This is a genomic window from Pseudomonas sp. GW821-FHT09E04 (assembly GCF_059416185.1).
In genome coordinates, this window is record NZ_JBWKOR010000005.1 from 555,629 (window position 1) to 571,301 (window position 15,673).

15 protein-coding genes and 1 tRNA gene are annotated in these 15,673 nt (G+C 61.0%); 4 read left to right on the plus strand and 12 right to left on the minus strand.

What is annotated here, in order from left to right:
* The first annotated feature begins 32 nt into the window (after positions 1–32).
* A complete protein-coding gene (locus AC07N4_RS21290; protein ID WP_493065907.1) occupies positions 33–557 on the plus strand; it encodes an Mpo1 family 2-hydroxy fatty acid dioxygenase in 525 nt (174 codons plus the stop codon).
* Positions 558–641: 84 nt separating this feature from the next.
* On the opposite strand, the gene AC07N4_RS21295 is transcribed toward AC07N4_RS21290, so the two are convergent.
* From AC07N4_RS21295 to dibA, 6 genes are all read right to left on the minus strand, one after another.
* The gene (locus AC07N4_RS21295; RefSeq protein ID WP_096821861.1) at positions 642–1,631 is read right to left on the minus strand and encodes a sulfate/molybdate ABC transporter ATP-binding protein; all 990 of its coding nucleotides are present in this window, start codon (positions 1,629–1,631) and stop codon (positions 642–644) included.
* A gap of 3 nt (positions 1,632–1,634) precedes the next feature.
* Positions 1,635–2,507: a sulfate ABC transporter permease subunit CysW gene (gene cysW, locus AC07N4_RS21300; RefSeq protein ID WP_064361637.1), complete on the minus strand. Its 873-nt coding sequence runs from the start codon at positions 2,505–2,507 to the stop codon at positions 1,635–1,637.
* Positions 2,508–2,520: 13 nt separating this feature from the next.
* Complete coding sequence (gene cysT, locus AC07N4_RS21305) at positions 2,521–3,339, minus strand: sulfate ABC transporter permease subunit CysT (RefSeq protein ID WP_493065908.1); 819 nt, start codon at positions 3,337–3,339, stop codon at positions 2,521–2,523.
* 70 nt (positions 3,340–3,409) lie between these two features.
* Entirely contained in the window at positions 3,410–4,423 is a 1,014-nt protein-coding gene (locus AC07N4_RS21310) for a sulfate ABC transporter substrate-binding protein (RefSeq protein WP_096821860.1), read from the minus strand.
* Positions 4,424–4,555: 132 nt separating this feature from the next.
* Positions 4,556–4,738: a sulfur starvation response protein OscA gene (gene oscA / locus AC07N4_RS21315; protein ID WP_085733386.1), complete on the minus strand. Its 183-nt coding sequence runs from the start codon at positions 4,736–4,738 to the stop codon at positions 4,556–4,558.
* A 190-nt stretch (positions 4,739–4,928) separates the two neighbouring features.
* Positions 4,929–6,848, minus strand: coding sequence for a phosphodiesterase DibA (gene dibA, locus AC07N4_RS21320; protein ID WP_096821859.1), 1,920 nt, complete (start codon positions 6,846–6,848; stop codon positions 4,929–4,931).
* Positions 6,849–6,994: 146 nt separating this feature from the next.
* On the opposite strand from dibA, the gene desA reads away from it, so the two are divergent.
* The gene (gene desA, locus AC07N4_RS21325) at positions 6,995–8,179 is read left to right on the plus strand and encodes a delta-9 fatty acid desaturase DesA (protein ID WP_493065909.1); all 1,185 of its coding nucleotides are present in this window, start codon (positions 6,995–6,997) and stop codon (positions 8,177–8,179) included.
* A gap of 145 nt (positions 8,180–8,324) precedes the next feature.
* Positions 8,325–9,314: a GGDEF domain-containing protein gene (locus tag AC07N4_RS21330; RefSeq protein ID WP_102620558.1), complete on the plus strand. Its 990-nt coding sequence runs from the start codon at positions 8,325–8,327 to the stop codon at positions 9,312–9,314.
* A gap of 25 nt (positions 9,315–9,339) precedes the next feature.
* Here AC07N4_RS21330 and AC07N4_RS21335 read toward each other — a convergent pair whose 3' ends face one another.
* The 3 genes from AC07N4_RS21335 to gabD form a co-directional block, all read right to left on the minus strand.
* On the minus strand, positions 9,340–10,551 hold the full coding sequence (locus AC07N4_RS21335) for a response regulator (protein WP_102620557.1): 1,212 nt from the start codon (positions 10,549–10,551) through the stop codon (positions 9,340–9,342).
* Between the two features lie 141 nt (positions 10,552–10,692).
* Positions 10,693–11,970 carry a 4-aminobutyrate--2-oxoglutarate transaminase gene (gene gabT / locus AC07N4_RS21340; RefSeq protein ID WP_007957613.1) on the minus strand — a complete coding sequence of 426 codons (1,278 nt, stop codon included), beginning with the start codon at positions 11,968–11,970 and terminating at the stop codon, positions 10,693–10,695.
* 185 nt (positions 11,971–12,155) lie between these two features.
* Positions 12,156–13,598: an NADP-dependent succinate-semialdehyde dehydrogenase gene (gene gabD / locus AC07N4_RS21345; RefSeq protein ID WP_085712649.1), complete on the minus strand. Its 1,443-nt coding sequence runs from the start codon at positions 13,596–13,598 to the stop codon at positions 12,156–12,158.
* A gap of 445 nt (positions 13,599–14,043) precedes the next feature.
* On the opposite strand from gabD, the gene AC07N4_RS21350 reads away from it, so the two are divergent.
* Positions 14,044–14,120 (plus strand) — tRNA-Arg (locus AC07N4_RS21350).
* A 66-nt stretch (positions 14,121–14,186) separates the two neighbouring features.
* Here the strand turns inward: AC07N4_RS21350 and AC07N4_RS21355 are convergent.
* From AC07N4_RS21355 to AC07N4_RS21365, 3 genes are read right to left on the minus strand one after another with little or no spacing between them, the layout of a single operon-like run.
* Positions 14,187–14,456, minus strand: a complete 270-nt coding sequence (locus tag AC07N4_RS21355; RefSeq protein WP_493065910.1) for a hypothetical protein — start codon at positions 14,454–14,456, stop codon at positions 14,187–14,189.
* A gap of 20 nt (positions 14,457–14,476) precedes the next feature.
* Positions 14,477–15,088, minus strand: a complete 612-nt coding sequence (locus AC07N4_RS21360; protein WP_493065911.1) for a hypothetical protein — start codon at positions 15,086–15,088, stop codon at positions 14,477–14,479.
* Positions 15,085–15,666 carry an RNA polymerase sigma factor gene (locus AC07N4_RS21365; protein WP_493065936.1) on the minus strand — a complete coding sequence of 194 codons (582 nt, stop codon included), beginning with the start codon at positions 15,664–15,666 and terminating at the stop codon, positions 15,085–15,087. The genes AC07N4_RS21360 and AC07N4_RS21365 overlap by 4 nt, the downstream gene beginning before the upstream one ends.
* Positions 15,667–15,673: the final 7 nt, after the last annotated feature.

A 15,673-nucleotide genomic window follows, 5' to 3' on the forward strand; every position in this document is an offset into this window, starting at 1 on the left:
CATGATTCGATCACCCTACAGGAGGAACAACAATGAAAAGCCTCGTCGATCATTTGAGTCAATACGCCGCTTACCACCGTGACCCGCGCAACATCGCCAGCCACTTTATCGGGATTCCGCTGATTGTGGTGGCGGTGGCCGTGCTGTTGTCGCGGCCGGAATGGTCGGTAGGCGGATTGTGGATTTCGCCTGCCGTTATCTTGGCGCTGGCTTCGGCGTGGTTTTACCTGCGACTGGAAGTGAAACTCGGTGTGTTGATGACGGTGCTGATGGGGCTTTCCGTCTGGGCCGGGCATGCTTTGGCACAGCAAAGCACCCTGGTCTGGCTGAGCAGCGGCCTGGCGATGTTTGTGATTGGCTGGGTGATCCAGTTTGTCGGGCACCACTATGAAGGGCGCAAACCGGCGTTCGTCGATGACTTGAGCGGGTTGATTGTCGGGCCGCTGTTTGTGGTGGCCGAGTTGGCTTTCATGCTCGGGATGCGTCATGAGCTGAAAGAGCAGATTGAAGCGCGGGCAGGTGTGGTGCGGGTCAATCCGAATCGTGCGACTGTCTGAATACAGGCTGATTCGCTCGTGCCCACGCTCTGCGTGGGAATGCATCCCGCGGCGTTCCCACGCAGAGCGTGGGAACGCGCAAGATCAAACGTTGGCGACTTTCTGCCAAACCTTCGGCTTGAAGAACAACGTCTCCCCCTTCGCCAACCCGGTCAGGCTGTCGTGATCCTTCACTACTTCAGCCTCGATCAGATCCGCCTGGCCTTCAACCTTCAACGTCACTCGCGTGGTCGCACCTAGCGGCCGGATATCGCGGACTTCAGCGGCGTGGTGATCCTCCAGCTCATGCCGCGACAGCGACACTTCGTGTGGACGGAACAGCACGTGGTTGTCATCGCCCAGATGCAGACGGTTCGAATCGCCGAGGAAGTGATAGACGAAATCGCTGGCCGGGTTTTCGTAGACATCGCCCGGTGAGCCAATCTGCTCGATCACACCCTTGTTCATCACCACGATACGGTCGGCCACTTCCATCGCCTCTTCCTGGTCGTGGGTCACGAACACCGAGGTCAGGTTGATGTCTTCGTGCAGACGCGCCAGCCAGCGGCGCAGCTCTTTACGCACCTTGGCGTCGAGGGCACCGAACGGCTCGTCGAGCAGCAGCACTTTCGGTTCTACCGCCAGGGCGCGAGCCAAAGCGATACGCTGACGCTGGCCGCCAGACAGTTGCTCCGGATAACGATCCGACAACCAGTCCAGTTGCACCATGTTCAGCAGCTCGTGAACCTTGGTCGCGATCTGGCTTTCGCTCGGGCGCTGGTTTTTCGGCTTCATACGCAGGCCGAATGCGACGTTGTCGAACACGGTCATGTGGCGGAACAAAGCGTAGTGCTGGAACACGAAACCGACGTTGCGATCCCGCACGTCGTGGCCGGAAACGTCTTCGCCGTGGAACACGATGTTGCCGTTATCCGGGGTTTCCAGACCGGCAATAATGCGCAGCAAGGTGGTCTTGCCGCAGCCGGACGGGCCGAGCAGCGCCACCAGCTCGCCGCTGTGGATATCCAGGCTGATGTTGTCCAGCGCCTTGAACGCGTTGAAATTCTTGCTGACGTTACGCACTTCGATCGACATGAATTATTCCTCCGCGGCGCTGGCGCGCAGGCGGTTGATACGGTTTTCGCTCCACTGCTTGAGCAGCAGGATGAAGAGCGCCAGGATCAGCAACAGGCTCGCCACGGCGAACGCGGCCACGTGGTTGTATTCGTTGTAGAGGATCTCGACGTGCAGCGGCAAGGTGTTGGTCACCCCGCGAATGTGCCCGGAAACCACCGACACCGCACCGAACTCACCCATGGCCCGCGCGGTACACAGCACCACGCCATAGATCAGGCCCCATTTGATGTTGGGGACGGTCACGTGCCAGAACATCTGCCAGCCATTGGCGCCGAGCAGACGCGCGGCTTCCTCTTCCTGAGTGCCTTGTTCCTGCATCAGCGGGATCAGCTCACGGGCCACGAACGGCACGGTGACGAAGATCGTCGCCAGCACGATGCCCGGCAGGGCGAAGACGATCTGGATGTCGTGATCCTGCAGCCACGGCCCGAACAGGCCCTGGGCGCCGAACATCAACACATAGACCAGACCTGCGATCACCGGCGACACCGAGAACGGCAGGTCGATCAGCGTCACCAGCATACTCTTGCCACGGAACGAGTATTTGCTCACGCACCACGCGGCGCTGACACCGAACACCAGGTTCAGCGGCACCGAAATCAGCACGGCGATCACCGTGAGTTTCAGCGCCGACAAGGCATCCGGTTCAAAGATCGCGGTGAAGAACGCACCGAGGCCGTTCTTCAAACCCTGCGACACCACGATGAACAGCGGCAACAGCAGAAACAGGAAGAAAATCAGCCAGCCGAGGCCGATCAGGATTCTGCGCGAAGTGGCGCTGCCACGGCGGGCGGCGTTGGCCGAGGAAGCGGCCGCAATAGACGATTGGGACATGGTTCGCGCCTCCTTATGGGGTTTCGATGCGCCGCTGCAGCAAGTTGATCAGCAGCAACAGGACGAAGGAAACCACCAGCATCAGCACGCCGATGGAGGTAGCGCCGGTGTAGTCGTACTGGTCGAGCTTGACCATGATCAGCAGCGGCAGGATCTCGGTTTTCATCGGCATGTTGCCGGCGATGAAAATCACCGAACCGTACTCGCCGACGCCCCGGGCGAACGCCAGGGCAAAACCGGTCAGCCAGGCTGGCAACAATGCCGGCAGCAGGATGTGGCGGAACACCTGAAACGGCTTGGCACCGAGGCACGCCGCCGCTTCTTCGACTTCACGCGGAATGTCAGCCAGCACCGGCTGCACCGTGCGCACCACGAACGGCAGGGTCACGAAGGTCAGCGCCAGGGTAATCCCGAGCGGGGTGTAGGCAATCTTGAAACCGAGGTCGGCGGCGAACTGCCCGACCAGCCCGGTCGGCGTGTACAACGCAGTGAGCGCGATACCGGCCACTGCGGTCGGCAGGGCGAACGGCAGATCGATCATCGCGTCGATCACCTTGCGCCCCGGGAACGTGTAGCGCACCAGCACCCAGGCCAGCAACGTGCCGATGATGCCGTTGATGATCGCGGCGCACAGCGCAGTGCCGAAGCTCAGCTTCAGTGCGGCGAGAACGCGGGGCGCGGAGATGATCGTCCAGAACTGATCCCAGGTGAGTTGGGCGGCGTGGACGAACATCGCCGCCAGCGGGATAAGCACAATCAGGCTGAGGTACACCAAGGTGTAGCCCAGCGTCAGCCCGAAGCCGGGTATGACGGGGGAGATACGACGCGACATAAAAGTCCTTGGTTTGAGAACGCGCAAAGCCCCGAACATAAATCCGGGGCTCGTTTTAGGCTATTGAAACTTACTGCGCCTGATAGATCTGGTCGAACACGCCACCATCGTTGAAGAATTTCGGCTGCGCGGTTTTCCAGCCGCCGAAGTCCTTGTCGATGGTCACCAGTTCCAGTTTCGGGAACTGCTGGGCGTACTTGGCAGCCACGTCCTTGTCACGCGGGCGGTAGAAGTTCTTCGCCGCGATTTCCTGGCCGGCCGGGCTGTACAGGTGCTTGAGGTAGGCTTCGGCGATCTGCTCGTTGCCCTTCTTCTCGGCGTTCTTGTCGACCACCGCCACCGGTGGTTCGGCGAGGATCGACAGCGAAGGCACGACGATGTCGAACTTGTCCTTGCCGCCGTCTTCTTTCAGCGCCAGGAAGGCTTCGTTTTCCCAGGCCAGCAACACGTCACCCTGACCGTTGTTGACGAAGGTGATGGTCGAGCCACGGGCGCCGGTGTCCAGGACCGGAACGTGTTTGAACAGGGTTTGGACGTATTCCTTGGCTTTGGCTTCGTTGCCGCCGTTGGCTTTCAGGCCGTAGGCCCACGCCGCAAGGAAGTTCCAGCGCGCACCGCCGGAGGTTTTCGGGTTCGGAGTGATCACCGAGACGTCGTTCTTGACCAGGTCACCCCAGTCCTTGATGCCTTTCGGGTTGCCCTTGCGCACCAGGAACACGATGGTCGAGGTGTACGGGGTGCTCGCGTCCGGCAGACGCTTCTGCCAGTCGGCCGGCAGGGTCTTGCCGAGCTTGGCGATTTCGTCGATGTCGCCGGCCAGGGCCAGGGTCACGACGTCGGCGCGCAGACCGTCGATCACCGCACGGCCCTGCTTGCCCGAACCGCCGTGGGATTGCTGGATTTTCACGGTGTCGCCGGCATGCTCTGCCTGCCAGTACTTCACGAATTCGGCGTTGTAATCCTGATACAGCTCGCGCGTCGGGTCATACGAAACGTTGAGCAGTTCGTAATCCTTGGCAACCGCGGAACCGGCAAACACAGCGCTGGCCAGGGCGGCCAAAGCGTAACGGCGAATCGACGACATGGTGAAAGCTCCTGGAATTCTTGGTGGTGGCTTTTTCTTATGTATTGCTGGAATCGGGTTGCTCATTCAACGACCGCAGCCTGTGGCAGCTTCTGCCAACAGCTCCCCGCAGGAGCTGCCGCAGACTACGAATCAGGCCGGTTTGTTACCCGGTTGCTGCAGACGGAATTTCTCTTTGCGTTCGATCTGGACCACTTGGGCGTTGTGCACAGTGATTTCCACCGCGCCGAAACGCAGGTCGCGCAAGGCGCTCTGGATTTCGCGCAAGATGGTGGTTTCGTCCTGACCGTCAACGCTACGCAGGGATGCGCTCATGGTGCTGCTCCTTTGTATGGGATATGCCTGGCAGTGGGCGGCACTGCGTTCGGCGTGGGAGCAATATAAGAGAGGCGCGGATATTCTTAAAAAGACTATTTAAGAATGTTTATATAACTGGAAAACATTATGTGATGCAGCAAGGGTTTGCGGCGGATTTGCCCGATTACAAACCCGCTGTGCACAACCGTCAGCCGATTGCCGGCGCTCGGGTCCAGTCGATTTGAGCTTCGGGCACCGGCCGCCCGAACCAGTAGCCCTGCCCCAGATCGCAGGCCTGCTCCAGCAGGAACGCCGCCTGCTCGGCCTGCTCGATGCCCTCGGCATGTACCTGCATGCCCATGCTGCGCGCCAGGGCGATGATCACCCGGACGATCGCCGCGTCGTCCTCGTCCCACGGCAGGCCGGCGACGAAGCCCTGATCGATCTTGAGTTTCTGCACCGGCAGGCGCTTGAGCCGCAGCAGCGACGAATAACCGGTGCCAAAGTCATCGATGGCCAGGCGAATGCCCAGCTCGCGCAGACGATGCATCTGTTCCAGCGCGACTTCCGGATCGTCCATCACCGCGCTTTCGGTAACTTCCAGTTCCAGATAGGCCGGGTCCAGCCCGGTGTCGTGCAGCACTTGCGCCACCTGTTGATAAAGCTCGCGGCGGGCGAACAGCCGCGACGACACGTTCACCGCGACAAACGACAGCACGACCCCGGCCTGCTGCCATTGGCACATCTGCCGGCAGGCTTGCTGCATGACCCAGGCGTCGATTTCCGAGATCATCCCGGTGCGCTCGGCAATCGGGATGAACTCCGCCGGCGACACCAGCCCCCGCTGCGGATGTTCCCAGCGCACCAGCGCCTCGACGCCGATCAGGCGGCTGGTTTTCAGGTCGTGCACCGGTTGGTAGTAGACCCGCAACTCCTGCTGCTCCAGCGCACGGCGCAGTTCGAAGGCGATTTCCACCCGTTGCTGGGCATGGGCAGTGAGTTCTTCGGTGTACAGCGCGTAGCCGTTGCGGCCGCTGCTCTTGGCCTTGAACAGCGCCGCATCGGCGTTGCGCAACAGCTGTTCGGCGCTCAACGCATCGCTGGGAAACAGACTGATGCCGAGGCTGGCGTTGATGAACAGTTCATGACCGTCGAGGCAGAACGGCTCCTTGAGCGCATCGAGAATGCGTTGGGCCAGCGCCGCCGCCTGCGCAGGCTGTGGACAACTTTCCGCCAATACTGCGAATTCATCACCACCCAGCCGCGCCAGGGTGATGCCAGAGCCGAACAGCGCCTGCAAACGCGCGGCGACCGCCTTGAGCAAGCGGTCACCGATGTTGTGGCCGAGGCTGTCGTTGATCAGTTTGAAGTGGTCCAGATCGATCATCAGCAGCGCACAGCCGCGCTTGTGGGTCTGCGCCGACGCCAGCGCCTGTTCGGCGCGATCGCTGAACAGCAGGCGATTGGGCAGATCGGTCAGCGGATCGTGGTGGGCCAGGTGCTTGAGTTCATGCTCGGAATCCTTGATCGCGCTGATATCGGAAAACACCGCGACGTAGTGGCTGAGCCGACCGTCTTCGTCCCGAATGACGCGGATCGTCTGCCATTGCGGATAAATCTCGCCGCTTTTACGACGGTTCCAGATCTCGCCGCTCCATTCATCCTGCGCCTGCAATGTGGCGAACATCGCCTGATAGAACCCCGGAGGATGGTGCCCGGACTTGAACAGGCTGGGCTGCTGGCCAATGACTTCTTCACGCTGATAACCGGTGATTTCCATGAAGGCGCGATTGACGTGCACGATCAGCCCCTGCCGGTCCGTGACCAGCACGCCTTCGCGGGTGCAGTCGAATACCGCAGCCGCCTGACGCAGGCGTTCGCGATCGGCCTGGCGCTCGCGCAACCGGGCACCAATGCCAAGGCATTCGAACAGGCGCGCCCGGGCAAGAAAGATCAAACCGGCGCTGAACACCACAAAGGCATAGCCGTTGATCAGTTGCCAACGCAGCAACTCATCAGAGCTATCGAAGAAACTGTTCAATAAATAGCCAATGCCTTGCAGCCAGACAACGGCAAGGACCAGGTAAAGCAGCGCTGCACGCAAGGCATCGCGGTATGAGGCAGACATTCGGCCGTCCATGTCCCTACAAAAATGTCGGGATTATAGGTCAAGAAACATCCAGCCATCTCTTATCTGAAAGGGCGACTGGTTTTATCTGTGTGCTTGGTGATAATGCAACGGCTGTTTTTTCTTTATCGAGGGCCCTATAGCCTATGTGGTACGAAGGTTTTCTTGGCTTGTCGGCCTGGTCACTGGTCGCCGTCACCCTGCTGATGACCCATGTGACGATCGTTGCCGTCACGGTCTACTTGCACCGCTACTCGGCCCATCGCTCCCTGGAGCTGAATGCCGGGCTGAAGCATTTCTTCCGTTTCTGGCTGTGGCTGACCACGGCGCAGAACACCCGCGAGTGGACGGCCATCCACCGCAAACACCACGCCAAATGCGAAACCGCCGATGACCCGCACAGCCCGGTCGTCAAGGGTCTGTCGACAGTGCTGCGCAAAGGCGCCGAGCTGTACCGCGAGGAAGCGCAGAACGCCGAGACCCTGCGCATCTATGGCAAGAACTGCCCGGAAGACTGGATCGAGCGCAACCTCTACAGCCGCCATCGGTTGCTGGGCATTGCAATCATGGCGGTCGTCGACCTGCTGCTGTTCGGCACCATCGGCATCACCATCTGGGCGATCCAGATGATGTGGATCCCGGTCTGGGCCGCCGGCGTAGTCAATGGTCTCGGCCATGCCATCGGCTACCGCAACTTCGAATGCCGCGATGCCGCGACCAATCTGGTGCCATGGGGCATCCTGATCGGCGGCGAAGAGCTGCACAACAACCATCACACCTACCCCAACTCGGCCAAACTGTCGGTCAAGAAGTGGGAGTTCGACCTCGGTTGGGCCTGGATCCAGGTCTTCAGCTTCCTGCGTCTGGCCAAGGTGCAGCGCGTTGCGCCGATCGCCCACCGCGTCGAAGGCAAGGGCAGCCTGGACATGGACACCGCCATGGCGATCCTCAACAACCGCTTCCAGATCATGGCCCAGTACCGCAAGCTGGTGATCGGGCCGCTGGTCAAGCAGGAGCTGGACAAGGTCGATCATTCGGTACGCCATCAGTTCCACCGCGCCAAGCGTCTGCTTTCCCGTGAAACCAGCCTGCTGGAAGATCGCCACCACGCGCGTATCCAGAACATGCTCGAGCACAGCCAGGCGCTGAAGGTAATTTACGAGAAACGCCTGGCCCTGCAGCAGATCTGGGTCAAGACCAGCGCAAATGGCCACGACATGCTCGCGGCCATCAAGGAATGGGTACACGAGGCCGAGGCCAGCGGTATCCAGTCCCTGCGCGAATTCGCCGACCAGTTGAAAACCTACTCGCTGCGCCCCGCCGCCGTCTGATGCCGTTGATCGGTGCGCCCGGTTCCCGGGCGCCCCCTTCGGAACTTCACCCCCGATCCCCTATCTCAAAGACACTTCGCCACCCCCGGCGGGCTGTCCCGTGGCCGTTGTCGACTGATCGGCACGCCCTTTGAGATCCGTGTCGATGGTCAACAACAATCAAAAAGACTCATCCCTTCCCCAGTGGCCAGAGGCCGCACAAACCCTGATGGCGCTGATGCACGCCCAAGGCGAAGTGGCGCGCCTGAGCGAACGCGAACAGCTGTTCAGCTCGCTGCTGGTCAGCGTCAACGCCGTGCTTTGGGCCTTCAACTGGGAAACCCGTCAGGTGCTGTACGTCAGCCCCGCCTATGAACGGATTTTCGGCCGTTCAGCCGCCCTGCTGCTCGCCGACCATAACCAGTGGCGCGACAGCATCTACCCCGAGGATCTGGAATACGCCGAACGCAGCCTCGCCGAAGTGCTGCACAAAGGCGCCGTGGAAGACCGCGAATACCGGATCATCGACGCCGACGGTCAGGTGCGCTGGATCAGCGACAAGTGCTTCATCAACCGCCAGGAAGAACCGGGACAACCGGTGATCATCGTCGGCATCGCCGAAGACATCACCGAGAAAAAACAGATGGAAACCGAGCTGCAACGCCTGGCCACCACCGACGTGCTGACCCAAAGCAGCAACCGTCGACACTTCTTCGAATGCGCCAACCGCGAGTTTGAAGAAGCCCGTTTACAGGGTGCGCCACTGGCGTTTCTGTTGCTGGACATCGATGACTTCAAAGTGATCAACGATACCTACGGCCACCCGGAAGGCGACCACGTGCTGCAACGAATCGCCGAAAGTGGCCGCGCCTCGTTGCGTCGGGGGGATCTGTTCGGACGGATTGGCGGTGAGGAATTTGCTGCGGTTTTTCCGGGCTGCGCGCCGGACATGGCGATGCAGGTGGCCGAGCGCCTGCAACAGGAAATCCAGCGTCTGAGCTTCAGCCACGGTGAACAGGCCTTCGGCATCACCGTCAGCCAGGGCCTCACCAGCCTCACCCCGGAAGACGAAAGCCTCGACGACCTGTTCGCCCGAGCCGATGCGGCGATGTACGAGGCCAAGCGTCAGGGCAAGAACCGGATCATTTCCGGCTGAACACAGCGCTGATGCGGAACAAGCGCTATTTGCGCATCCGCATCAGCTCCGGCAGCCCGATCTTGAGCAAGCGCGCCGTGCGACTCTTAGCCAGCTCCTCGACGCCCTCGTGCTCGGTCAGTCGCGCCATTTGCGCCGCCATGTTCATCACCAGCGCTTCGCGGGAGTACACCCCGCCACCGAGCTGGTAGACGGATGCAATCAACTCGCGCAACTCCAGCGGCAAACGCCAGCGAGTACGCAACGCCGAGCCGTACGCCGCACCGAATTCCGCCAGCGCATCGCCGACTTCCTCCAGTTCATCCAGCTCGCCGCCGGCCTGCTTCCACTCCTGCAAACAACGCAGCAACGCCAGATCGCCGAGACGATGGAGCATCCCGGCGCAATAGCAGCGTTCCTGATCCAGATCGAGCAGACGCGCCAGGGTACGCGCGTATTCAGCGGTGTGTAGCGACAGGCCCCAATAGCGCTCCGCGTAGTCCGCCAGGCATGGATCGCTGAGTCTGGCGCTGCGCTTGAGGGCCAGGCCGAGGATCAGGTTCATGCTTTGGCCGGTGCCCAGGCGATGCAGCGCCTGAGCCAGGGTCTGCACCGCCGCACCGTGATGCTGAGCGGCACTGTTGGCTGCGGCGATCAACACGGCGGTGATCTGCGGGTCGGTGCGGACTTCCTCTTCCAGCAGCTTCAGATCCAGCCCGTTGGGGTTGAGGCTGCGTTTGACCGCCACCTGTACGTCGGTCATCAACGGTGCGCCGTCGGCCTGCTCGCGGCGACGCTCGAGGAACACCGACAGGGTCATGCCCGGCGCCAGTGCAGGCACTTCGCAGAACACTTCCTCGCCGGCATTGAGCAGCAGCCCCTGCAAACGCTCGGTCAGGCTTTCCATGTTCAGGGGTTTGGCCAGATAGGCCGTCGGCGCCAATGGCAGGGCTTCGCGCACACTGGCGCTGTCGTTGCGGCTGCTCATCAGAATGAACGGCAGCGGCGGATTGCGTTTGCGCTGGCGGACACTGCGCAACACATTCAAACCGTCGACACCGGGCAGCTCCCAGTCGACGATCGCCAGGTCATAGGGGACTTCGCTGAGCAGCGTCATCGCCTCCTGGCCATCGGCGCACAGATCCAGCCGCGCATCGCAGCGCACGTTGAGCAAAACCTGTTTGAGCAGGTCACGAGACCATGGGTCGGCCTCGGCAATCAGGACTCGGGGTACAGCGGGTAATTCGACGGCAGGCATGCTCGCCCTCCCTTGCAATGCTTGAACCTTAGCCAATGCTGGCGTTTCGATACAGCTCGAATGCGGGGTATGTGTTTCAGCAAGCGTAAAAAAACCCGCCGAAGCGGGTTTTTTGTCGATCCGATCACACAGTGCCCGGGCTTACAGCTCCGAGAAGCACTCTTCGATGATCGCCAGGCCTTTGTCCAGTTGCTCGTCCGGCGAGGTCAGCGGTACCAGGACGCGCAGAACGTTGCCGTAGGTGCCGCAGGACAGCAGGATCAGGCCCTTGTCACGCGCCTTGGCCACGACGGCAGCGACTGCGGTCGGGTTTGGCTTGTGACTGTCGCCGTTTTCGAACAGCTCGACGGCAATCATGGCGCCCAGGGCACGGACTTCGCCGATCACCGGGTACTTGGCCTGGATGGCCTTCAGGCCGGTTACCAGACGCTCGCCGACAGCCTTGCAGCGGTCCAGCAGTTTTTCTTCTTCGAACACTTCCATCACGGCCAGGGCCGCGGCGCAAGCGATCGGGCTACCGGCGTAGGTGCCGCCCAGGCCGCCTGGCGCGATGGCGTCCATGTATTCGGCCTTGCCGCAGACACCAGCCAGCGGGAAGCCGCCAGCGATGGATTTGGCGAAGGTGGTCAGGTCGGCGGCAACGCCCATCTGTTCCATGGCGAAGAAAGTACCGGTACGGCCAGCGCCGGTCTGCACTTCGTCAGCGATCAGCAGGATGCCGTGCTGGTCGCACAGGGCACGCAGACGCTTCATGAATTCCTTCGGCGCGACGTAGAAACCACCTTCACCCTGCACAGGCTCGATGATGATCGCGGCGATGTCTTTCGGCTCGGCGTCGTTCTTGAAGATGCGTTCGATGGAAGCGATCGAGTCGTCGATGCTCACGCCGTGCAGTTCGTTCGGGTACAGCGCGCGGAAGATGCCGCCTGGCATCAGGCCCATGCCGGCCGAGTAAGGCACGACTTTACCGGTCAGGCCCAGGGTCATCATGGTGCGACCGTGGTATGCGCCGGTGAAAGCGATCACGCCAGCACGGCCAGTGGCAGCACGGGCGATCTTCACGGCGTTTTCAACGGCTTCGGAACCGGTGGTCACCAGCAGGGTTTTCTTGGCGAAGTCACCCGGTACGCGAGCGTTGATTTTTTCGCACAGCTCAACGTATGGCTCGTAGGCCAGTACCTGGAAACAGGTGTGAGTCAGCTTGTTCAGCTGTTCGGTCACGGCGGCGATGATTTTCGGGTGCACGTGGCCGGTGTTCAGCACGGCGATACCGCCGGCGAAGTCGATGAATTCACGACCTTCAACGTCGGTCACGGTCGCGTTCTTCGCGGACTCGGCAAAAATCGGGTGGATCTGGCCAACACCACGTGGAACAGCTGCGGTACGACGGGCCATCAGTTCAGCGTTAGTCTTGCTCATTACAGTCCTCATTCACCGCTCATCGGGCGGCGTGGTTCAAGGATTAAGCGGGAGGAATCGGCGGTGGCAGCATGCGATGATCGACTGCCACGGCGTTCCCGGCCGCAGAGAAAATTCCGGTTTGAAACGACGCAAAGGGACAGCGCTCTCGTGCCCTTTGCGTTTGCAGCGATCCCTTTCCCGGCTTAGATGCCCAGGCAGAGGTATTTGATTTCCAGGTAATCTTCGATGCCGTACTTGGAGCCTTCACGGCCCAGGCCCGAGGCCTTGATGCCGCCGAACGGCGCGACTTCGTTGGAGATCAGCCCGGTGTTGACGCCGACCATGCCGTACTCCAGGGCTTCAGCCACACGGAATACACGGCCCAGGTCGCGAGCGTAGAAGTAGGAAGCCAGACCGAACTCGGTGTCGTTCGACATCGCGATCACTTCGGCTTCGTCTTTGAAGCGGAACAGCGGCGCCAGCGGACCGAAGGTTTCTTCCTTGGCCACCGCAGCGTTTTTTGGCACGTTGGTCAGGATGGTCGGCTCGAAGAAGTTGCCTTCCATCTGCTTGCCACCGGCCAGCACGGTTGCGCCTTTGGCAACGGCGTCAGCGATGTGTTCTTGCACCTTGGCCACGGCTTTTTCGTCGATCAGCGGGCCGGTGGTGGTGCCATCTTCCAGACCGTTGCCGATCTTCAGTTTGGCGACGGCCGCTTTCAGCTTCTCGGCGAAGGCGTCGTAGACCGAATCCTGAATGTACAGACGGTTGGCGCAGACGCAGGTCTGGCCGTTGTTGCGGTACTTGGAAATGATCGCGCCTTCGACGGCCTTATCCAGGTCCGCGTCATCGAACACGATGAACGGTGCGTTGCCGCCCAGTTCCAGCGAGACTTTCTTGATGTCCTTGGCGCATTCCGACATCAGCTGACGACCGATTTCGGTCGAACCGGTGAAGGACAGTTTGCGCACGATCGGGTTGCTGGTCAGCTCGCTGCCGATGTCGCCAGCGCTGCCAGACACCACGCTGAACACACCTTTAGGGATGCCGGCGCGCTGGGCCAGTTCGGCCAGGGCGAAAGCGGAGAACGGGGTTTGCGAAGCCGGCTTGAGCACCATGGTGCAACCAGCGGCCAGGGCCGGGCCTGCTTTACGGGTGATCATCGCCGCCGGGAAGTTCCACGGGGTGATGGCGGCGGTCACGCCGATCGGCTGCTTGATCACGATCAGGCGCTTGTCAGGCTGGTGGCCCGGAATCACGTCACCGTAGATGCGCTTGGCTTCTTCGGCGAACCACTCGATGAACGAAGCGGCGTAGACGATCTCGCCCTTGGCTTCGGCCAGTGGCTTGCCCTGCTCGAGGGTCATCAGGCGAGCCAGGTCTTCCTGGTTCTCGATGATCAGTTCGAACCAGCGACGCAGTTTGCCTGCACGCTCCTTGGCGGTCAGTGCACGCCAGGCCGGCAGCGCCTTGTCGGCGGCTTCGATGGCACGGCGGGTTTCGGCAGCGCCCATCTTCGGCACGGTGCCCAGGATTTCGCCAGTGGCCGGGTTGTTGACCTTGATCGTCTGACCGTTGTCCGCGTCGACCCAAGCGCCATCGATGAAGGCTTGCTGGCGGAACAACTGGGTGTCTTTAAGCTGCATGTCGGCTTTCCTTAACAGCACCGCGGCCAGCGCGGAGCAAAATTATGATTGTAGAAAGGCGCCTCGCAAGGCTGCCGTCAGGGAAATCATTCACCGGGCTGAAGCACCTGAAGTGTGCACGGTTGCAAACACGTGCGGCTCGGCACCCGATCAAAGAGCGTTTGAAATCTCAAACGGATCGTAGGATCAAAGGGGGTAAAGGACAATAGGTCGTTCGAAAAAAAGAACAAAAACGCCGCTTTTGCCGGATTTTTCAGATCAACGAGCAAACCAGCCTGCGCCGCAACGAAACCTTAGTTCAGTCCCGCCAAAGCGCCAAGCGAGCCTTTTGCAGGACGTTACAGCTTTATGGAATGCAGCGCTTTCGACCGACACGCGCACTGACAATAAGCGCCAAAACCCGGCATGGACGCCCCGAGCCGACCTAGGTATGATGTCGCCCGCTGCACCAGTAGCTCAGCTGGATAGAGTACTGCCCTCCGAAGGCAGGGGTCGTGGGTTCGAATCCCGCCTGGTGCGCCATGAACAGAAACGAAAAAGCCTCAGGCCGTAAGGTCTGGGGCTTTTTTGTGGGTGCTGATTGGCGACTCACTCCGTCGTCCAGTCAAACTCGTCATATTCATCATCGTCTTCGTCGTCCTCGATCAACTCATCATCAAGAACGTCTTCCTCCAGATCCTCTTCTGCCTGTTTCGCCAGAAGAAACTCCTTGCGACTCTCGGTCACTGCTCGCCGCAGTTCCTCACCCTTCACCGGGCAGTTGAGCATTTGGGCGATGCGGTCGATTTTTTGGGCCACGGCATCCTCCAGCGCATCGGCAATGGCCTGATAGTGCGCGTTTTTACGGAGCAATGCCAAATGGCTGAGAGTTCACCCGGTCAGTTCTGGCGGATTTGTTCGAGGCGCAGGTCCAGATTCACGCTCGGGTAACGCTTGTGCAGATTGTTGTACAGGGTATCGGCAGCCTGTGATTGACCGGATTCGCGCAGGCGCAGGACTTCGCGCAGTTGCTCGTCGAGGCCATTGGCCGGGGCGGCAGCGCGCTTGCTGACTTTGGCTTCGTCCGCGCTGTCGGCGCTGATCGATTCGCTTTGCATCGGCGCGGCCATTTCCGCCATCGGCGCAGGCGCAGGTGCGGATAACGCGCCAGCGGGTGCTGATAATGTCCGGGATTCGATGGCCTCTTTACGAGCCAGTGGCGCAGCAGGTTTGGCGGCTGGGGCGAAATCGTAATGAGCCACGGGTTCCGGCGCGCGATGCACCAGCGACAGCATCAGCGCGATGCCGACCAGACTGGCGAAAGCCACCTGATAGCGCGGTGTCTGGCAGGCCTTGATCCAGCGTTGCCACAGGTTCGGTTTCGGTGCCGGGATCTGGCGATGCGCGGCGCTGAGAATCAACGCGTCGAGATTTGCCGGCGGTTCGCCGGTCTGTTGCTCGCGGTAATGCTTGAGCAGTTGCTCTTCGGGTGTCTGGCGGGTGTCCGTCATGTCAGTACCTCCTCGGCCAGCAGCCGACGCAGTTTTTGCTGGGCGTAGCGCAAGCGGCTCTTGACGGTTTCCAGCGGTGTTTCGGTGAGGCTGGCGATTTGCGCCAGGTCGAGTTCGCCGTGGGCGCGCAGCAGGAACACTTCGCGCTGGTCGGCGGGCAAGGTTTGCAGGGCGCTGTCCAGGCGTTGGCTGTCGCGGCTGAGGCTCAGCAGTTGCTCCGGGTCGCTCGCATCGTCACTGACCGCATGGGCCTGTTCGTCGTAACTGTCATGCAGCGGTTGATGGGCGCCATGCTTGCGCCAGTGATCGATCAGACGGTTGCGGGCAATCTGGAACAGCCAGGTACGAAAAGTCGCCCGGCCTTGTGGCTGACTGCTGCTGCGGATCAGGCTCAGCCACGTGTCCTGATACACCTCCTCGGCCAGTTCCGGTTTGCCGCTCAGCCCGAACAGAAACCGGTAAAGACTCTGGCGATGGCGGGCGTACAGGATCTCGAACGCCTTGCCGTCACCCTCGCGATAACGGGCCAGCAGCGATTCGTCGCTGCTGGCCTCAAGGCTGTCTGCGGAGGCAAACAGCTGGCTG